This window comes from Campylobacter sp. BCW_6468, assembly GCF_001762865.1.
GTDB lineage: Bacteria > Campylobacterota > Campylobacteria > Campylobacterales > Campylobacteraceae > Campylobacter_D > Campylobacter_D jejuni.
In genome coordinates, this window is sequence record NZ_MJXQ01000029.1 from 1 (window position 1) to 22077 (window position 22077).

15 protein-coding genes are annotated in these 22077 nt (G+C 26.3%); 10 read left to right on the top strand and 5 right to left on the bottom strand.

Going from position 1 to position 22077, the window contains the following annotated elements; all coding sequences use genetic code 11:
* The first annotated feature begins 147 nt into the window (after positions 1-147).
* A complete protein-coding gene (locus AJ889_RS02705) occupies positions 148-4080 on the top strand; it encodes a hypothetical protein (RefSeq protein ID WP_070293166.1) in 3933 nt (1310 codons plus the stop codon).
* Between the two features lie 18 nt (positions 4081-4098).
* Complete coding sequence (locus AJ889_RS02710; protein ID WP_070293240.1) at positions 4099-5385, top strand: hypothetical protein; 1287 nt, start codon at positions 4099-4101, stop codon at positions 5383-5385.
* Positions 5386-5388: 3 nt separating this feature from the next.
* On the opposite strand, the gene AJ889_RS02715 is transcribed toward AJ889_RS02710, so the two are convergent.
* Together AJ889_RS02715 and tssM are read right to left on the bottom strand one after the other, a co-directional pair.
* The gene (locus AJ889_RS02715; protein ID WP_002779664.1) at positions 5389-6288 is read right to left on the bottom strand and encodes an FHA domain-containing protein; all 900 of its coding nucleotides are present in this window, start codon (positions 6286-6288) and stop codon (positions 5389-5391) included.
* Positions 6285-9812, bottom strand: coding sequence for a type VI secretion system membrane subunit TssM (tssM, locus tag AJ889_RS02720; RefSeq protein ID WP_002902236.1), 3528 nt, complete (start codon positions 9810-9812; stop codon positions 6285-6287). The genes AJ889_RS02715 and tssM overlap by 4 nt, the downstream gene beginning before the upstream one ends.
* Before the next feature lie 117 nt (positions 9813-9929).
* On the opposite strand from tssM, the gene AJ889_RS02725 reads away from it, so the two are divergent.
* Positions 9930-10445, top strand: a complete 516-nt coding sequence (locus tag AJ889_RS02725; protein ID WP_002779662.1) for an Hcp family type VI secretion system effector — start codon at positions 9930-9932, stop codon at positions 10443-10445.
* Positions 10446-10694: 249 nt separating this feature from the next.
* On the opposite strand, the gene icmH is transcribed toward AJ889_RS02725, so the two are convergent.
* From icmH to tssJ, 3 genes are read right to left on the bottom strand one after another with little or no spacing between them, the layout of a single operon-like run.
* Entirely contained in the window at positions 10695-11468 is a 774-nt protein-coding gene (icmH, locus tag AJ889_RS02730) for a type IVB secretion system protein IcmH/DotU (protein ID WP_002869988.1), read from the bottom strand.
* Positions 11465-12862: a type VI secretion system baseplate subunit TssK gene (gene tssK, locus AJ889_RS02735; RefSeq protein ID WP_002779660.1), complete on the bottom strand. Its 1398-nt coding sequence runs from the start codon at positions 12860-12862 to the stop codon at positions 11465-11467. Before tssK ends, icmH begins: the two co-directional genes overlap by 4 nt.
* A gap of 9 nt (positions 12863-12871) precedes the next feature.
* Positions 12872-13318: a type VI secretion system lipoprotein TssJ gene (tssJ, locus tag AJ889_RS02740; protein WP_002779659.1), complete on the bottom strand. Its 447-nt coding sequence runs from the start codon at positions 13316-13318 to the stop codon at positions 12872-12874.
* A gap of 125 nt (positions 13319-13443) precedes the next feature.
* On the opposite strand from tssJ, the gene AJ889_RS02745 reads away from it, so the two are divergent.
* From AJ889_RS02745 to AJ889_RS09855, 7 genes are all read left to right on the top strand, one after another.
* Positions 13444-14691, top strand: coding sequence for a type VI secretion system domain-containing protein (locus AJ889_RS02745; RefSeq protein WP_002779658.1), 1248 nt, complete (start codon positions 13444-13446; stop codon positions 14689-14691).
* Positions 14692-14759: 68 nt separating this feature from the next.
* Complete coding sequence (gene tssB, locus AJ889_RS02750; protein ID WP_002800584.1) at positions 14760-15245, top strand: type VI secretion system contractile sheath small subunit; 486 nt, start codon at positions 14760-14762, stop codon at positions 15243-15245.
* 1 nt (position 15246) lies between these two features.
* Positions 15247-16701, top strand: a complete 1455-nt coding sequence (tssC, locus tag AJ889_RS02755; protein ID WP_002813025.1) for a type VI secretion system contractile sheath large subunit — start codon at positions 15247-15249, stop codon at positions 16699-16701.
* A gap of 2 nt (positions 16702-16703) precedes the next feature.
* Entirely contained in the window at positions 16704-17096 is a 393-nt protein-coding gene (tssE, locus tag AJ889_RS02760) for a type VI secretion system baseplate subunit TssE (protein ID WP_002779655.1), read from the top strand.
* The gene (tssF, locus tag AJ889_RS02765) at positions 17093-18814 is read left to right on the top strand and encodes a type VI secretion system baseplate subunit TssF (protein ID WP_002779654.1); all 1722 of its coding nucleotides are present in this window, start codon (positions 17093-17095) and stop codon (positions 18812-18814) included. Before tssE ends, tssF begins: the two co-directional genes overlap by 4 nt.
* Complete coding sequence (tssG, locus tag AJ889_RS02770) at positions 18811-19719, top strand: type VI secretion system baseplate subunit TssG (RefSeq protein ID WP_002779653.1); 909 nt, start codon at positions 18811-18813, stop codon at positions 19717-19719. The genes tssF and tssG overlap by 4 nt, the downstream gene beginning before the upstream one ends.
* 150 nt (positions 19720-19869) lie before the next feature.
* Positions 19870-22077, top strand: a 2208-nt coding sequence (locus AJ889_RS09855; protein ID WP_070293242.1) for a type VI secretion system Vgr family protein, incomplete at its 3' end; no start/stop codon positions are given.

Below are 22077 nucleotides of genomic sequence, written 5' to 3' on the forward strand. Positions count from 1 at the left end.
TCCTAAATTTTACAACAAATACAAAGATTTAGAAGTAGAGATTGATGATAAGGGCAATGTGCTTAGATGGATAGGAGAGATTAATAGAGACAAAAAATATTAGCAAATAAAAAATGATATAATAATGCTTTATATAAGGAATCTTTTATGTTTATAAGTTCTAAAACAGAGTTAATTCAAACTATTAAAAATTTAACAATCAACAATAAAGAAGTTAAACAGATTGATTTTATTTATCCTAATTTTTCTATTTTACACGCTATATTAAAAAATATTGATTTTCATCAAAGAAAAATGCTATCTAAAAATCAAATATTGACTATGGAAATACTAGAAATTTTAAAACAAACTTGTGATAATCACAATAATATAGAAATAAATATCCATACCCTTAATGAGCTTGATGCTGGACAAAATGTAAATTTAAAAGATTTATCAAGCAGTGAAATTTGTACTAAAGTTTATTTAGAAGACTTAGAAGAAGAAATTCAAGACAAGAAACAAGATAAAGATTTGAATCTTTTTTATCATACAGATAAAAATAATCTTTGTATCGAATTTATCAATACTTTAAAAGAACTAGCTAAAGATTCTGAAGATATAACAACCTTAGACGAGTTAATCGAAAACATTGATCCTGATAATATAAACAGTGAGAAATTTGATGATTTTAAGAAAAAAGTTTTAGAAAAGATTGGAAATGTCATAGAATCGGATTTTTTCAAAAATAGCATAAGTCCCACTTTAAAAAATACTTATGAAAAATTTATCAATGAGTTGTTAGAACACATTAAAAAACTTGCCGAAGAAAAAGAATATGAAAAAATTAAAATCATACTAAGTGCTATAGCGGGTGTTGCAATAGCCACAGTGGTAGCTGTTCTTACAGGTGGGGCAGGATTAGCTATTTTGGCTGCTGGTTTATTTTCTTTAATGGGTTCTGCAAGCGAGTATTATGAATTTGCTCAAAGAGATTATGGCACACTTTTAACGCCTTTAGCCGCATTTTTAGCCACTAGATGTGCTATGTTTATTCATTATATTAATTCTCGCTTGTTATCTTGTGTTTTAATTATTGATAAAAAAGAAATTATTGATTTAAGTGGTTTTGGATTATATCTTGGAAGCGATGAAAGCAATATCGCTTCGAATTTGGCTTATAAAATCACTTTAAGCGAAGAAATAAAAAGCATTGAAAATATTTTTAGTGAAATCTTTTTAAACCCAGAACAAAAAGACAAGGGGTATAAAAATACACCCAATGATTCAAAATCGAGCAATTTACCCGCTTTCATTTCAACGCAAAAATTATCTAATTTGTATTTAAAAAACAATGCTATTTTAAAGAATTTGCAAGAAGATATTAAACAATTTATTTATTTTTCCTATATAGAAAGTCCAAATTTTAACTCAAGTAAACTAGCTGAATTTTTCGCACAAAAAAATCAAAATGCACAAATAGATTTAAATACAACTAAAATGAGTAAAAATTATTTGATTATTTCAAATATCCCCAATAAATACAATGCAGGACTTAGTGAAAGTTTAACTCAAGAAATCGCCAACTATAATATACAAGATAAATACAGAAGAATTAAAAAAAATATTGATACTTCAAAAAAAACTTATGACAGCACAAGAGATTATAGCGAATATAGCATAGAAATGCCACAAGATGAAAATGAACCTTATATTTTACAATTAAGCCCTTTTGTGAAAATATCCAAAGAAGCTTATGAGAATAGTAAAAAAGCTTATGAAGATATGCAAAAGGTTTATAAATATTTAACAAATTTTGTTGCTACACCGCAGAAGCTACCAGAATTCGCAAAAACAGCTAAAGAAAAATTAGCAATATCAGAAAATGAGCCAATGATAGAAATAGTAAAAAAGACGGAAAATTTACGACATTGCGAACGAATAAACATTTTAGCTTATATTGACTACAATAAAAAAATAAATGATAAAAAATGGCTTCCTTATTTTTATATCAAAAAATTCTTTAAACAAAACGAAGCCAAAGAATCCATCATAGAAAAAGAAAAGAAGATAGCTCATCAATATTTAACTTTTTTGAAAAAAGAGTTTTTTGAAAAATCGGATAAATCTTCATTTGGGAACTATTCTTTAATGGAATGTTTATTCATTTCATTTGTCTTGTATCAAGCTAAGCTTATTTTTCCAAATATCAATTTGGATTTGAAAAAATATGGAGGCAGTAATTTTGTATATATAAAATACTTAGATAAAACTTATGTTTTATGGACAGATGAATGTCCAATATATGTAAATAATGAGCCAACAAATATTACAGCATATGAAGTTGTATCGCAATTATTAAAAATACTTGACAAAAAAGATTATTCTTTTGTGGAAAATGATAGTTCGATAACTATAGATGATTTTTTTAATGAATTATCAAAAGATTTAGATACAACAAATACATTAGATAAAAAAATAATCAAATTAAAGCAAATGTATTATTTAGATGAACAAAAATGCATTAAAGAATTTATGAATTTAGACGAAGAAACGCAACGAGCTTTTGTTGCATGGATGGATATAGAGAAACAAATATCAGATTTATCAAAGCTTTTGGAACAGATGTATGGAAAAGAATATTTAAATAAGGCAAAAGAACAAAAAACAAGTGAAATATTTACTTATGCAATGTTAAAAATTTTATTAAGTGCTAGTCCTTTTATCAGCTTTACAGCTCAAATGTTGTGGGATTTTAATTTTTTAAAAACAATAGAATATGTTATTCAAGCTTGTATTAAAATAAACAAAGAAGGATTTAAAGAATTTTTTAAAGAACAGCTTGGTATTTTTGTACCTCCAAAAAAGAATAGTATATATCATATACACATAAAATCTAATTTAATAATAAAAGCACACTTGCAACAAATAGAAAAAGAATTAACTCATACTAAAATCCAAATGATTTTAACACAAGAGATAAAATCCAATTTAATAATACAAAAAAATACATCCGGTTTAAATCTATTTATCACAAAGATAAAAGAATACTTTAATGAAAAACAAATTAAGATTTATTGGAGTGATAAATATATGAAACAATTATTTGTATACTCTAATCAAGAAAGCAATATATCTAAAATTGCTCTTATGCATAGCATAGATATACAAACTCAAAAATATACTATTTATACTTATGCTAAGCTAAATAAACTTGACCTTGCTTCTATTGTGACTGGAGAATTTGTGGGTATTTTTTTAAATTATCTCTTTCCAACAAATTTTAAAGCCCTACAAGAACAATATGAAAGCATTGTTTATCAGCTTTACACCTTTAAAGATGATTCTCCTTTAGCAGTTATAAGAGATCATTTTATAACTTATCCTTTTGCAATCAATTCGAAATTCATTAGCTTTGATTTAAAGAAAATTTTTTATGGCATAGATCTTTGCACAGGAGTTTTTGACACTCATTTTTCCTTTCATTATGAAATAAAACCAAAGCTTGAAGAAAATAAAGAATTTCTTTTAAAAAGACTTTTGTCTTATTTGATTATTGATGAGAAAAGAAATGCAACTGCTTTAGAGGATATAAAAGAACAAAAATATATTATAGATGATTATACTTTTTATTTTAAAGAGTTAAAATCTTTAGAACTTAAAAAATGCACTATATATCAACTTCCTTGTAATCATCCTTTGTTTAAAGAGTTTAGAAATAAAGAAAAGCAAATTAGTGCTTTTAAAAAAGATGAAGATAGTCCTATTCATGCTTACAATGAAGCTTTACAAATTTTACAAGATTTTGCTAATGGAATTTACAATACAAGTAAAGATAAAACAGGAAGATATATAGAAGATAAAAATAAAACCAGAAGATTACTAGAAAAACTCAATATCATAGGACAAAACAATCTTAAGGCTATGTATATGGGGATAAATGGAAATGAAGAAAGCTTGAAAAACAAAGACAATGAAGAAGGAAACGAGGAGGATATAGAAAGTGTAACTAAAAACAAACAATCCCAAAAATTACCGCCTAATTTCATAGGCAGACTAGCCACTACTATAATCATAGAAGATGGTTTATATATGGGTTAAATTAAGAAAGGATAGATAATGAGTGAAACTTATGAGATTTATACACCCAATGGATTAGCATTAGATGTGGAAAAAGATACCAATAAAATACTCTTTAAAGAAAATGTTAAGCCCACAGGCAACTATACCGAAGAATATTCCAAAGCTTTGTTTGAAGCACACGACATTAAACGAAACTCCCCCTACAAAGACTATAAACCCCAATACCTAGATCCTAACTTTTATACAGGGCAAAAATCCACTCTAGTTGAATTTAAAGAATGGCAAAGTATATATTTAAAAGATCCTATCAAAGGAGCTATAGCTCCTTGGACTAAAGCAGAAAAAGCTTATTATCATTCTTTAAAAACCAAAAGAGAAAGATATAAATATTTAGCAATAAGAAGTGGATTAAGATCTGTGGTTATAGATATACCCTATGATGCTTATGCTAATGTAGATGAAAAAGGAAGATTGGTTAATGAAGATTATGCCTATATTTACGATGAAGTTAACAATAATAAAGAAACCTTAAAATCTTCTCTTTTTAGACAAGAATGGGGTATAGCAGCAGGAATACTAGGAAAACCTGAATATTTTGTGCGTTCTAAAAATCATGGCTTTAATGCCAGAATGATACAATGTTTTATTTTATATATTCAACTCACAGGTGGAGGATATGAAGAATTAGGTATAAAAAGAGGAATTTATAATTATGCCGATAATCTTTTAGAAATAGGTATAGGTATGGCAGGGATACATAAAAATCCTTTAAGGGCTAAATTAGTAAAAGATTTAGCTAAAACTATACAGCCTGATGAATTTGGTATGCTTCCTTTTATAGATGAGATTATAGGAGCAGATTGGACGATTGATTTAAATAAATATGATTTTGCCTATGATGAAGAAGGCAGGATCATTTGGGCTTTATATAATGATATTGAAAAAGGTAAATTAAAAGATCCAAGAGATATAGATTCTACTCCTGAAAGTAGAAATAAATTTGATGATGCTATGGATGGATACGAAAATGGAATGGTAACTAGATTTGATGTAGATATTAGAAACGAAAGAGATGAAAGATCTGCTAAACTGACTATGGATACCCTAGTATTAAGCGCCAAACTAGCAGCCCTCACTCCTCCTCAAGGCTATCCTAATGCCCCTTATTATTTTACCCCTGAAAGATTGGAATGGATTTATAAAAGAGGATATTTAGACAAACTTCTTGATCCAAGAATTCCTGCTATTTATAGATATAATTTTCCAGAGGATTTAAGAGTTAAGATACTAGCTTATGCTAAAGAGCATAATATCAAAGAGTGAAAATCACTCAAAATCTTTAATATACTTTTCCAATGCTTTGATGGTAAGATTTTCAAAAAGAATCTTATCTTCTTTAATATTATTTTGTATAGCAGCTTCAATATATTTAATAAACATATTTTCTTCCATTTCTTCAAATATTGGAGTATATAATTCTTTTGCGATTAGGCTAAGGGCTAAAATATTGATCAATCTTGTGGATTTGATTAAGGGTATATTATTAATAATACTTTCAAAATCTTTAATACTGATAGGAGAATAATCATTATTTAATTTAGAGTTTTGTTGTTTTGTTTTAATATCTTTTAAATTTTTTACCAAACTTTTTAAAACATTTTCATATTCTAATGAATTTGGATTTTTTTGAATTATTTCTTTTAAAAAGCTATCATCTGCCTTTTCTTCTTCGATAAATTTATAATCATTATTTTCTAAAATCTCTTTTAACTCTTTGTTTTTGTCAAAATTTATACTTGTTTTTCCTCTAGGTTTAATTTCAATTTCATCAAAATGATTGCGTTTTTCAATATCTTCTAAGTATTTTTTATTTTCTTTAATGCTTGCTTCAATGCTTTTTGCATCCACAAATCTAAATTCTAAATTACCGATTTTAAAAATATCGCCTATGCTGATTATTATTTCATAGCCACTTGGCATTCTAGAAAAGGACTTATTATAATAAATGTCAGAATCTTCAAAAGCCGCAATTGTAAAAGATCCTTCTTCATAAGATACTATGGCATGGGTATTTTTGATTTGTTCTAGTTTATCTTGAATACGAAAAGTGCAATCATCACCGCTTCCTATAGTTCCACCCTTTGTGTTAAATACAAATGTTTTAGAACCACTAATACATTCGTCATAATTCTCAATAGCAATTCCTATTTCTTCTTTTTCTATCATTGTTTATTTACCCCTGTAATATTTTCTACTATTTTAAGATTATTTAAAATATAAACTATATTATTTAATTCACTAGCACCGTTAATAATTTCAAAGTCAAAATATAAGTTTTTATTATTGTTAAATATAATGCTGTATATAGAATTACTTTTATTATCTTTTATAAACTTATACCATGCCCATTCCCCTTTATATGATTTTGTATAATTTAAATTAGGATTAGAGTAGTTATAGGCTGTAAAATTTAAACTTGTTCCATTATTGAATTTTTCTGCTACAATTTGTAGGGTTTGATTAAGAGTATGATCGTATTGGATATTTTTATTATCATAGCCAAGCTTTATAAAGGAAAAATCCGCACTTAAATCAAGGCTTTGAATAGTAAAATTAACTTTTATATTATCATTACCATTTAGTATGAGACTAGAGAGATTGCCTGCATTGGTGATAAAATCTAAAAATTCTTTAGAGAAATTTAATTTTGAAGCAAATTGAGAATTGATAGAATAGTTATTTTTTCTTTTTACTAAAACATTGTTCAAGTATTTTTTATAAAAACTATTTAATGTCCCATTTCTTCCAAAAAATGTTTTAAAACTATCCATACTAAGATCTGCTACACTCTCATCATTAAAAGGATAATATGGTGCAATATCATTAACAAATGGATTATACACTTCATTAATCCAAGCAGTATTAAATAAAGAAATACCATGATTTTCTATAAAATTCCACGAATAATTAGAAAGCTGACTATAATATCTCTCTAAATCATTAGGTAATTTTTTTATGTTCATTTGAAATACAGCAAAAGGATCATTGGCATCTTTATTGCCTCCAAGAGCATATGAAATTTTTTCTTCAGCACTTTGGTTATTATTAGAACTAAAATCTATAATTTTATTGGACATATTTGTAATATTTGTATTAAGAATATCTAATATTTTTTCATCATCAGTGCCTTTGCCCACTTCTATATTACCAACACTCAAAAGTGTATTTTTGTTTACTAGCTTATGATATTGTGTGAAAGCATTGCTTACCCCAATAAAATTTGATCTAATTTCCCCAGCATTTAACCCTAAATTGTAGGCTTGAGTTAGTAAAACTGCATCATTTAAATTTGTATTAGAACTAACAATTTTTAACAAAGAATATAAAGGGTTTTCTTTTTTTGATAAGATATTAAGCTCATTAACCATTGCCTCTTTGGTATTATACCTAACAGGTTGCAATGAAGCGAGTAGATTTTGCCAAGCATTTTGGTATTCACTTAAGTATAATTTTAAAATACCCATAGTCAAAGTGTTTTTATTTTCTTTAAAATTGTTATCTAGCATCCAAGATTCAATATTGATTGCGGTGTCAACTTGTTGATTTAAATCATTTAAAAAGTCCATCATACCAACTTTTGTATATATTTTATCTATAGAAGTTATTTGAGAATTATTTGAAAATACACTATTTGCAGCAAAACCTAAATCCTCTTTTATAAGATATTTTTCTTTAGGTTTATCGCTATTTAAAAAATTAAGAAGAATGTAAATTCTTTGAGTTCTACTTATACTCTCAAGTTTTCTTTTTCCTGTATGTATACTGTTTTCATCTTCTGTAAAAGATTTAAGATTAAATTGTTTAAGCTCATCCACCCCTTCTAGAAAGTCATCTTTAGAGATTGAATACTTACTTAAAGTATTCCAATTCTCGTTAATCCAAATTTTTAGTATTTCTTTATTAAAATATTTTTGTTCAAACAAAGATCTATACATATATAATGTTTTGATTAAATTTTCTTTATTTGTATCGGTAAGTAAAGTATATTCCATTTCTTTTAATAAAGTATTTTTTAACACATCTTCATTCAGTTTATAATAAAGTTGTTTAGCTTCTTTAAATCCTTTGTATGAGAGATTTAGATTTAAATATTGAAATATATTATTATCTTGCCAAAGTTCAGGATAAGTATTTAAAATATTTCTCAATTCAATTAAGAAGTCAGCTTTTTGTTTAATATTTAAATTTTGATAATCTTGATCTTTAAGAAGCAATTGTAAAGATCTTAAGGTGTTTTGGCTTTTTTCGAATTCTTTATTATTTTTACTTATAAAATAAGAAGATATAGCATATGTTCCAAAGCTTATGATTAAAATTATAATTAAAAAAGATAATTTTTTAGAATAAGATTTCATAGTGCTTAAAGAATAATCTGTAAAAATTAAATCTTCGAGCAGTGATTTAACAAAATAGCTTTGTTTATTATGTATAATATTGGATTTTGATAATACTTTTTTGCAGTTATATTTCTCACATATGGCATCGAGTAAGAAATTTCTAGGAATATTTTCTTGATAGGCACTAACAAAATAAACTCCTCTAAGATAAGAATTATTTTTAAGCTTATTTTCTTCTTGCACTTCCAAAATAAAAGTCTTTGCTAATGCAAATAAATTATCAAGTTGTTTTAAAAATAAGTAGCTTTTATTTTTATTTTCTATATTATAAATATGGGAGTTTTTACTCATCAAGGAACATAATAATGAATCACTTAATTCTTTAAATTCATTATTTAAAAATTCTTCACTTAAGATTTTATCAAAAGATAATCCTAAAATTTTATCTGAAATTTTTTTATCGAAAATATCAAAATACTCTTTCATGCCTTCGATCAAGTCGAGTTTTGAAAAAACTATATAAATAGGCAGTTTTAAATTTAAAGTTTTTTCACATTCATTTACTCTTTTTGTTAGATATCTAATAAGATTTTTGGAATACTCCTTAGGATTATTTAAGAAAATTACAGTGTCAACAACTAAAATAATTCCATTTAGTTTGCTATGAAAAAAATTTTTATTGAGAAAAGTAAGGAATTTTTTCCATATATTTTTTTTAATTAAAAAATCTCTATTTTTATCTATATCATCTTCGGGTATTTCATCGCTACTTGTAGGCTTAAAAAATTCTTCTTGTGAAAAATAGTTTCCTTCTGTATCTAACAAAGCACCTTTTTTTGATACATAAAGTGCAAAATTTCTAGTAGACTTATGGAATTTTTTATAAGACTCTAAACTATCGCTAAGTGGGTATTCGATGTCAGAATAATTAATAAAAGTGCTTTTTCCAGCTCCTTCATTTCCTATGATGATAATTAAGGGTAAATTTTTTGTTTTTAAATCATTCTTCCATGTTTCTTTGGCATCTTTAAGAGATAAAAAGAAGTTTCTTTTAGATTTGTAAATGAACTCATCAGCTTCTTTTTTTAGGACTTTAAATTTTAATCTTTTTTCACTTTTTAAAGAAGATATAAAATTTATAATAGGCTTTAATAAAAAAAACAAAAAAACAATAAGCCAAATTATCAAAATAATACTAAATCTTAAAAATGAACTACTAAAAATATATATGTCATTAAAAGCTACTAAAGAACCCCAAAACCAAAATAAAATACTCAAAAGAAAAATACAACAAAGCAAAAAAGCAGTTATAAATAATCTTGATTTCACAAAATCAAATATTTTTTTAAACATCATTATTCCTTAGTAAAGTAAAAACAAATTAATATGCAAATATTTTGCAAAAATTTAATAGATTAAGATTAAAATGATACAATTTTGAATGTTAAAAAAAATTAAAGGAGTTTTTTTATGGCTGAACCAGCGTTTATAAAAATTGAAGGTTCCACACAAGGTTTGATTTCAAGCGGTGCATCTACTGAAGCGAGTATTGGCAATAGATATAAATCGGGTCATGAAGATGAAATCATGGCTCAAGAGGTATCTCATATTGTAACCGTACCTGTTGATCAGCAAAGCGGACAACCTTCTGGACAAAGAGTTCATAAGCCTTTTTCTTTTACTTGCTCATTAAATAAATCTGTGCCTTTGCTATATAATGCACTTACCAAAGGAGAAAGACTTCCAACAGTCGAAGTTCATTGGTTTAGAACCGCAACAAGTGGCGGATCTGAACATTTTTTTACTACAAAATTGGAAGATGCAATTATTACAAATATTGAATTAATAATGCCAAATGCGCAAGAGTCAAGTAATCATGATAAAACCGAGCTTTTAAAAGTTTCAATGAGCTATAGAAAAGTAGTTTGGGAACATACTGCTGCTGGAACTAGCGGAAGTGATGATTGGAGAGAGGGCAAAGCTTAATTATAATTTATCTTAAATAATCCTGACTAAAATACATAATTATAGTTGGGATTGTATCGTGAATTATATCCATGGCATAATTATGATACGACCTTATACTTATTTGTACTAATAATTTGCATAATTAAAGCTTGTTTTTATATTATTTTTATCCTTTAGATTTGCATTTGATTTTTATTCTAGCTGTAAAATAATTTTTATTTAATTTTACTCATAACAAATAAATTGATATTTAAAAATTTAGTATATTTATTCTATATGTGTTAAATTTTTTATCAATACAGATATATTATTATCCACTTTAAGATTATTTGTTTCTAAATTGAAAATTGCATAGCTTAATACTCCTAATATAATCAATACTGGCACAACGATAATAAGTTTTTTAAAATACAATCTTATAAATTTTTGCCAAATATTTTCTTTCAAACCAGTTTTATATGCTTTATTAAAAGCTAACTCTTCTTCTATCTTATAAACCGGTTTTAAAGATGTGGCAATATTATTGCAAAAATGGATTATTTTTTCATCTCTATCCTTAGTCTCATTATATTTTCCTTTATAACCAAGAATCAAACAAGCATAAATAAATTCCAAAAAATCTTTAAACTTAAAAGGGTTATTAATCCAAGATGATGCAATATCATAAAAATTATTTCCACCTAAGGTTTCATCAAATAATCTTACAGTTAGAGTATTGTGAGCCCAAAAATTAATAAAAAGTTCATTTTTCATTAAGCTTTCATCTATAAAGACACAAAGACAATATTTGAATTTAATAATTTCTTTTTCATCATATTCTTTACACATACTTAGTTTAGCGGTTATATCTAAAATTTTATTAATCAATGTTTCTCTAAGTTGATTAATATTACTTGTATCCATAGAGCTTATTTTTGAAAGTCTATAAGAAAGCAAAAGCAACTCCAAAGAATAATCAATAATTTTATTGTTTTTTAAACCATCAAAATCTGAATCAAGAAGTAAGCTTAATGCCTTTTTTTCTTCATTTATTTCTTTCATTGAAATACCGCCCACATTATAATATCAGGGTTTTTTATATTGTTGGTCAAGTACATACTAATGATACTTTCATTTTTAAAATCTTTAAACAGTTGATCTCTTTTATCTAATTTATAATAAACATAACCATTTAAATAAGGAATGCTAGATGGAACATTAGGTACTTGATCTACATTTAAGCCCTCAAGCTGAGTTGCGACTATATTTTTAATTTTACTTTGAGTATGTATCTTGCTTTGAATTTTAAAATTATTAAGTAGATATTCTGTAGTAACATCTGCACGGATTGCGAAATAAATTTCACTTTCTTCTAAAATTCCCGAATTATCAAAAATAAAATCATAAAAACCATTGCCGTTAATACTGGTCTTAGCTATAAAATATTTAGGGCTTGTGATTTTAGAAAATAACAATCTTAGATTATTCATCATATTTAAAAAAGTATTATAAAGATTATCGTGTTTATAAGGAATAAAATCTAAAAAAGATTCTTCGTTGCTAAAAGCTGCAAGCTCTCCTTGAAATTCTAAAAATTTTTCGTATAAAAATTCAGGATGTATTTTATCTTTTTTTGATAGATGTGAAAATATTAAATACCATTTTTTTAAAAGATTAAGGGATAAAAAAGTGCTAAAATCCAATGTATTTTTTGTTTGATCGATTCCTTTAAAAACATTAGATAGAACTTTTTTATGTTGATTGATTGAAAAAATAATTTCTTCCAAAAAGGATCTTATGGTAGATATTTTGCTGATATTTAAGCAAGTGGGTATAAAATCACTTTCTAATTCAATTTTTTTATTGATATCAATATTTTTAATTTTTGCAATTGGTAATTCAAGTTCATCAGGAGTTGAATTACCTAAAATGCCAAGTTTTAATCTTAAACTAGCAAGAAGTAAATCTTTTTTCTCTTGTGTAAAAGTCAGATTTTCAAGTTCGTACTCATCTTCAATTTTGTCCATTACATTAGATTTTGAATCATCATAATTTCTTAAAGCAATACTATTTCTAAGACATATAAACTTTGAATTTGGAAAAGTATTTCTTAAAGATAAATCAGCAATATCAGTAACTCCGATAGGAATTTTTAATACCACAACTGAATCAATTAAAGATTCATAATTGATTTCAATAGGCTCAGGCAACAAATCTTGCTCAGGTGCATTAAAAATGCTTCCATCTTGTGCGATACCTGAAATTTTAGAAAGTGCAATTTTTCCTTGCAATAACATCTCTTGAGAAAATTCCAAGTCTATTATTCCATATAAATTACTATATATATTTATAGTTTTAAGATCTATATTTCTATTAAAAAATCTTTCTTGCTGCTCAAAATGGGTTTGTCCAATATTAAGTCCATCAAACCAAGCAACTTTTAATTTATTTGCCATATATTATTCCTATTTAATTCTTTTGATACCTTCTTTGGATATTTCAAATTTTAAATACTTATTCTTCCCAAACCCATTTGCATCTTCGGTCTTTGCCCATATTTTTGTTGTTTTTTTTGTATTATTTGCAAATAATACAAGAATGCCTACATAAGGAACCTCTTCTTCATCTACTTTAACCGCGATAATATTGTCTTTAGGTGCAATTTGCGTTTTAATAGAATCAAGTTTATCCTTGCCTAGTACCCCCTCTTCTCTAGTAGCCAAATCTATATCACTTGCTTCTTCAAATTTTTTAATATCCTTAAGTTGATATACAATAGCCGTAACAGGAACATCATCATGTCTATTATTAAGATTGGAATTCTCTACATTATTTATCTTAACACTAACAACACTTGAGCAAGCGCAAAAGAATAGTGGCAATAAAAAAAATAAGCTTTTTTTACAAAACATGAAACTAAAGTATCCTTTCTATCTTAGAATATATAATTTATGATTAATTGAGTAAATTTTTTAAAAAATTAACATAATATTTTTTAAAATTTAATTATAATGAGGCAAATTTTTGGAGGAATTAAATGTATTTTTGTGATCAATTGAAAAATAATTTAGATGAACTACAAGAATTTCAGTTACTTGAAGATGAGATGTCAAAATATAAGACTTTAAACCATGAAAATATTTCTTGGGATAAAGTTTATCAATATTCTCAGTTTATATTATTAAATCATTCTTTAGATTTTAAAATTTGCAACTATTTTCTTTTATCGTGTTTTAATTTAAACAATGAAGAATGCTTTGAAAAGCTTTTGCTTCTTTTTCAACATTTAAAAAAACTTATAGATGAAAATAATGCTTATATATTAGCTCAAAAGCGAAAAATTCAAAATTTTATTCAAAATTTTATTCAAGAATACAATAAAACAAAAGTGCTTATATCATCTGAGATTGTTAATCAATTTATTACTTTATTTTCCGAATTTGAAAATTTACTATCTTGCAATTTTGCAAAAATTGAAATTGCTCAAGTTGCACCACAACTTCCAAAATCTCCTGTAACTCAAGTATCTGTAAACATTAGAAGCGATAATATTAACTCTTTAAACGAGAGAGAATATAAAAATTTTTATCAAAAACTTGCATTTGAGCTTTTGGAAGAGGATGAAAATAATCTCAATATCTACGCTTTATTCACCCAAGCAATGTGGGGAAAAATCAGGTGTTTGCCTGAATGTAATAATGAAAAAATTACTAAAATAAGAAAACCTGATGCAGATATAATTCGCATATTACTTTCTGATAAAGAAAATGATATAGAACATATTAAATGTTTTATGCATGAACTTATTTTAAATCCTTTTTGGATAGAGGGTGTACAACTCTTTTGTGATTTTTTAGAAAAAAAGAAAAAAAATAAACAATTAGACATTCTTATAATATTAACAAGTGATTTTATTTCTAAATTTGATACTATTGAACTTCTCCGTTTTCAAAATGGTGATTTTATCTGCAAAGAAGAAGTTTATAAATATTTTGTTAAATCCAAAGAAAATAAAAAAAGTTTTTTTTCAAGTAAAAAAACTGACAAAGAACATACACTACAAGATTTTGAGCAAATGCTGATGAATATTGATAAAGAAAATTTTAATAATTCTATTATGAATAATATTAATTCCTTGCTAGATATGGTAAAAATTTTTGAGTCAAAAGGAATGAAAAAGAACTCTAAAATTTTAAATATATACTTAGTAGAGTTAATGGAGAAAACTCTACTAAAAGATTATCTAGCCGAAGAATACGAAAACGCAAAAAGTAAAATTAAGTGATACAAGATTAAATTTAGTAAATTTTAATATAATTATTAAACTAAAAATTTTGTTTTTAAGGATTTTAAATGTCAGATGGATCTTATGCTCCAAAAGAGCGGATTAATATTACATATAAAGCTAAAACTAATGGACAAAATGAGGATGTGGAGTTGCCGTTAAAATTAATGGTAATGGCAAATTTAAAAGGAAAAAACGAAACTCCTTTAGAGGAAAGAGAAATTTTGCAAATTAATAAGATTAATTTTGATCAAGTCATGAGAAAACTCAATATAACAACAAGTTTTAGCGTAAAAAACACTCTTGGAACAGGAGCTGAAGAACTTGATGTTAAGCTCAATATTGCTAGTATGAAGGATTTTTCTCCAGATAGCTTAGCTAAACAAATACCCGAGCTAAACAAATTATTGCAGCTAAGAGAAGCATTAATGGCTTTAAAAGGTCCTATGGGTAATATTCCTGATTTTAGAAAAGCTGTTTTAGAAGCGTTAAAAAATGAAAAAACTAAAGAAAAATTACTTTTAGAAATTAAACAAGAAGAGCAAGGAAATTAAGATGGCAAATACTAAAGCAGTTGATATGCCAATTATTGAACAAATTATGGAGAAAAGCAAATACTCTAAAACCGATGAAAGTTATAGTATTGCTAAAAGAGGTGTTGCTGAATTTATTTCAGAAATTGTAAAAAGCGACAATGCTGAAGAAAAAATCAATAAATTTGCACTTGATGAAATGATAGCTCATATTGATTATTTACTCTCAAAACAAATGGATGAAGTTTTACATAATGAAGAATTTCAAAAACTTGAATCTACTTGGCGTGGACTTAGATTTCTAGTTGAAAGAACTGATTTTAATGAAAATATAAAAATTGACCTATTTGATATAAGAAAAGAAGAAGCTTTAGAGGATTTTGAAAACAATCCAGATATAACACAAAGCGTTGTTTATAAAAATATATATTCTTCAGAATATGGACAATTTGGAGGAGAGCCTGTAGGAGCAATCATTGGAGATTATCAACTTGGATCAGCAAGTCCTGATATGACTTTTTTAAATAAAATGGCTAGTATTGCGGCTATGAGTCATTCTCCCTTTTTAACATCTTTTGGACCAAAATTTTTTGGGCTTGATGATTATTCTGAACTTGCAAATATTCAAGATTTGCAAGGTTTGCTAGAAGGTCCTCAATATACAAGGTGGAGAACTTTTAGAGAAAATGAAGACTCTAAATATACAGGCTTACTAGTGACAAGATTTTTAGCAAGAAGCCCTTATGATCCTGAAGAAAACCCTATTAAAAGCTTTAACTATAAAGAAAATGTTCATGCTTCGCATAATCATTTATTGTGGGCTAATTCTTCGTATACTTTTTGTACAAGATTAACAGAAAGCTTTGCTAAATATAGATGGTGTGGAAATATTATAGGACCAAAAAGTGGAGGGACTGTTAAGGATCTGCCTACTTATCTTTATGAAAATTTTGGAACTATACAATCAAAAATACCTACAGAAGTTTTGATTACAGATAGGAGAGAGTATGAACTTGCTGAAGCAGGTTTTATAACCTTAACATTAAGAAGAGATAGTAATAATGCAGCATTTTTTTCAGCAAATTCTCCGTTAAAACCAAAATTATTTCAAAATACCCCAGAAGGTAAAGAAGCTGAAACAAATTACAGATTAGGAACTCAACTTCCATATATCTTTTTAATTTCAAGATTGGCGCACTATTTAAAGGTTTTACAACGAGAAGAAATAGGGAGCTGGAAAGAAAGAAGCGATATTGAAAATGGACTTAATGAATGGATTAGACAATATATTTCCGATCAAGAAAATCCACCTTCTGAAGTAAGAAGTCGTCGTCCATTTAGAGCAGCACAAGTGAAAGTTAGTGATATACCAGGAGAGCCAGGATGGTATAAAATAGGGCTAAGTGTCCGACCTCATTTTAAATATATGGGCGGTAATTTTGAACTTTCTTTAGTAGGAAAATTAGATAAAGAATAATAATGTCCTTGCTAGATAAACTAATCCATAATTTAGATGAGCAAAACATTCATATTCCATTCTATCAAAATGATTTTGAGGATGTAAAAAACAATATAAAGGTTTTGCTCAATGCAAAAATTAATGATTGTTATGCTGTAAAAAATTTAGGAATGCCTAATATGGCTGATATTAATCTTAACTCTAATGAATTATGCGTATCAATGGCCAAGGAAATAAGAAAACTAATTGATAACTATGAAAAAAGAATATGTGTAGTTTCTATCACTTATGATAATAATTTAAGTCCTTGGCAACTTTCTTTTATTGTAAAATGTTTTTTTCAGGATGATCGTTTTAAAGAATTTAATATAGAAATCATCTTTAAAAACAATAGATATTGCGAGGTTAAATGAAGGATAATATTTTTTATTATCAAAAAGAGCTTGAATATCTATATGAAAAAAGAGAGTATTTTATAAAAAATTATCCAAAGTTAACACCATTTTTGGCATATGATAGCAAAGATCCTGATATAGAAAGAATTATTGAAAATTTAGCTATTTTAAGCTCTAAAATCCATCAAGAGCTTGATGAAAATATACCACACATTGCAGAATCTTTGATTAATATTGTTTCTCCAAATTATACAAATCCTTTACCTTCTTTATGCATGCAAGAATTTAAATTTGAACAAAATAGTAAAGAAAATAACTTAATTATTCCCAAAGGAACTCTTATTAAATCAAAACCAATAGACAAATGTGTTTGTGAATTTAAAACAGTATATGATGTTTATCTTTATTCTATCTCCATCAGCGAAGTTTTTATATCTAGTAAAAATCAAGATTATACTTTCAATTTAACTTTGCAAGTCAATAAGGCAGAAACAAAAATATGTGATTTGGGTTTGGAAAAAATTAATTTATATCTAGGCAATGATACCTATATGTCTAGTACTTTATTATTATACATGCATTCTTATTTAAAAGAATTAAAAATTCAAAGTTTAGATACTGATGAAGAATTTTTTCTTAATACCTATAATATTGAAAAAATAGGATTGAATCCAGATGAAAGTAGTTTATCTTATAATGATTTAGGTTTTGAAGCATTTTCCTTACTAAGAGAATATTTTTTCATGCCACATAAATTTAATTTTTTAAGAATCAATGGTTTGGATATTTTAAATAATTGTCAAGGAAAGACAATTAATATTGAATTTAAATTCTCTAAACCATTTCCTGCAAATTGTATTTTTAGAAAAGAATTACTTTCTTTAAGCATGACACCTATTATCAATATCTTTACAAAAAGTGCAGAACCTCTTATAAATAATCACAAAAAAGATAGTTATAGAATTTTTGTGGATAGAAGCCAACCTAAAGCTTACGAAATCATACAGACACTACAGGTTAAAGCACATAATAGTGAAGGCGGCAAAAGGTTATTAAAAAACTATAAAAGTTTTGAACGCTTTGAATTTTTAAAAGATAATCAAAAGGATTTTTATAGCGTAAATACTAAAAAGAATTCCAAAGGAGAAGTATTTAGCGAAATTTCTTTCTTTTCCTCTTATATAATGGATGAAACTATAAGTATTGATCTTTTGTGCTCCAATGGAGATTTACCTTCAAAATTAAAAATAGGTGATATTAATACCTGCGATCTAAAAGGTGTCGATACCAAAAATGTGGAAATTCCAAGCGAAACAAGAAGATGTAGTGTTGATGGTAATTTATTATGGAAGCTTGTTTCTGTGTTATCTTTTTCATATCAAACAATATTGAGCAAAAAAGCTTTTTTTGGTGTGTTGGAAAGCTATAGCTTTTTAGATAATCAATCAAATTGGAAGATTTATAAGCTTTTGCAAGAATCTATAATCGATATTCAAAGTAAAAGCACTTATTTAATAGATGAAAATATCACAAAAAAAGGGACCTTAGCTATTTTTAGTATTAAAGATTCGAAGTTTTACACTTTAGGCGAGGTATATTTATTGGGATTGATTATATCTAAATTTTTAGCTTCTTTTGCTAGTATTAACTCCTTTTGTGAGTTAAAAATAAGATGCCTCGACTCAAAAGAAATTTTACATTACCCTGCTTCTTTTGGAAAAAAAGCTTTAATATGAATAATCTTACTTCATATAGTTTTTTTAAATTAATAAAAAAATTAGAAAAAGACTATGGAAGAAAGAATATATTTTTAAGAACAAATAAAAGTTTAAAACATCCAAATAAAGATATAGAAAAAATCATTTTTTCAGAACACGAACAATCAGTTATAGAATTGTTTATAAATTTCATGGGGCTACATGGAGTCTCTTCACAACTTCCTTCATTTATGCTAGATAAACTGTCAAGAAATGAAGATGGCGACCAAGGTTGGACTCTATTCTTTGATTTCTTTAATCATTATTTGCTTTGGATATTTTTTGATGTAATAAGCTTAAAAAATTATCCACGATCTTTTAATGAAAATTTTAAAGATTCTATTTCAAAAATTTTATTTAGCATGTTGGGAATTAAAGAATACGATATTGCAAAAAAATATTTACCATTTGCACCTTTACTACTAAGTTTAAGACGACCTAAAACACACATTGAAAGAGTTTTACAGGTCAATTTTAAACTTAAGGATAAATTATCAATTATTGAAAATTTACCCCATCAAATTTTAATTTCAAATTCGCAAAAAAATAACTTAGGAATAAAGAACAATATTTTAGGAAATAATTTTATATTGGGCGATAAATTTATCTCTTATCAAAACAAAATAGCGATCTATATAAAGGATATTTCATATCAAGAAGCGGTTAAATTTATGCCCAATGGAACCAAACACGATGATTTAAAAAATAGCATAATGTTTTTAACAAATAATGAATTTTGTGTTGATTTATATCTTAAAATCAACTATTCTTCAGAAATGAAGTTTGTGTTAGGAGAAGAAAATACTGCCAAACTTGGTTGGGCAAAAATTTTAGGTAATACGCAAAAAAAATATACAATAGTATATATGAAACTATGTGAATAAGCTGACACAAAAATATGTTTAAAAAAATCACAACCTCTCTTCACCCATAAACCATACCCTAAAATAAACTTTATTTTACCCACTTTATGCTAAAATAAATCACATAAGCTTATAGGCTATTAATCATCAACAAACCCAAAAGGATCATCAATGTCCCTTAATTCTTACATGAGTCTTAATATATCAAATTCTACTTCAAATCCCCTACCCTTTAAAATCACTAAAGCCCTCATCAAAGAAAGTCTTGAAGAGCTTTTTTCTATAGAATGTGAAGGCTTTTTTGAAAGTTTAGAACAAGATTTATTTTCTTTAAATACTTTAACCAATGCTTCATCTCATCCAAGCACCCCTACAACTTTTAATTTTCATCCTAATGTTTTAATCGATCAAGAAGCTATTTTAAGTATCCATAATCCTTATGAGAATAATACCTTAAACTTTGATAACAATGAAGTAAAAAACTATAAGGGAATTATCACTTATATAAAATATCTAGGTATTAATCATGAAAGTGCTTTAAATATTAATGATAGCACTTCAAATACTAAGCAAATACAATACAAGCATTTTTTTTCTTTTAAGCTTCAATCAGTCTTGATAAGACTTTCTTTAAATAAAGCCAATCGTATTTATACTCATACTAATATTATAGAAGTGATTAAACAAACCCTTGGTTTTTATCAAGATATCTTACATAAAGAAATTGATTATTCTAATATACATTTTAATTATGAAGAACAAGAACTCATCTCTCAATACAATGAAAGTGATTTAGACTTTATTACAAGATTAAGCCATAACAATGGAATCTTTTTTTATGAAGATGAGAACACTATTTATTTTTGTGATGTGTATAAAAATGTAAAAAATAAAGAAATTGAGTATAATCCTAATATTAATAATATTTTAAATCAAGCTTGTATTTCTTCTATTTATAAAGAGCAAAGCTTAAGAACTAATTCTTTTACACATTCTAGTATTAATGCCAATACTCCTTTAAATCTTTTATCTTTACACTCTAGTAAAGTTCCTTATGAACAAGAACTTAATAACAAAGCTTGTTATAATGAACATTTTTATGAGAGTGAATATTCTTTTACAAAAAGCATTGATTTAAAGACTAAGCCTTCTCTTAAAGAAAAAAGAGCCTTAGTATTAAATGAAAGCTTACTAGCAAAAAGTAATATTTATCATCTTAGCTTAGGAGATTTTATCACTTTAAATTATAAGGAGTTTAATCATCAAGAAGAAATAAAAAATCAAGATGAAGAAAAACAAGATAAAGCTTCTTTGCTTAAAGACTTTATTATTATCGCTAATACTCAAATCTTAATTGATGATGCCATCTTAGCTAATTCTATTAATACTAATGATCATTTAAATTTAAAAGATTTAAATTTAAATAAATCTTATTCTAATACTTTAACTTTACTAAAAAAGAATATTATCTTTACTCCAAGTTTTAAAGCTAAACCTAAAGCTCCTAATAGCACTCAAGGTATTGTTATAGGAGAGAGTAAGGATATAGAAAGTGAGAGGAATACTATTTATACTGATGAGCATGGAAGGGTTAAGGTAAGGATTAATCTTTATGCCAATCAAGAAGAATTAGATAATGATACTTTTATTGCAAATGATATAGATATAAATTCTTCTAATTTATCAAGCAATACTTACAAATCTTATCATCACACTCCTTTTTTAAGAGTAGCTTCTCATATAGCAAGTAATCATTCAGGTTTTTTTCATACTCCAAGAATAGGAGATGAAGTGATTATTTCTTTTTTAGATGATGATATAGATAAACCTTATGTAAGTGGAAGTTTGTATAATGGAGCTAATCCAAGTTTAGTAAATCTTCCTTTTAATGATCACCAAACTTCTCTTTCTTCTAAAACCATAGGTGTTAATGAAGAAGGTTATAATGAACTTACCCTCTCAAATATAAAAGATAAAGAACAAATTTATTTAAAAGCCCAAAAGGATTATGATGAATTAGTACAACATAATTTCACTCAAAGAATTTTAAATGATAAAGATTCTATAGTGGATGGAATTTATAATGAAAGGATTAAAAAGGTTCATACTCAAACCATAGACTTAGCTAAAAATGTCAATGTAGGAGGAGAATACTTAACTAATGTAGGCTTATCTAAAGATACCATAGTAGGATTAAGCAATACCTTAAATGTAGGAGTAGATAATAAAGTAAGAGTATCTAAGAATTCTAGCGAATATGTAGGAGAAAACAAAGATATAGAAATAAGTGCTAATCAAAACACTATTATCCATAAGGATGAGATAAGAAATGTGAAGGGAAATAAAAAGGAGGTGGTTGAGGGGCATTATGATATTAAT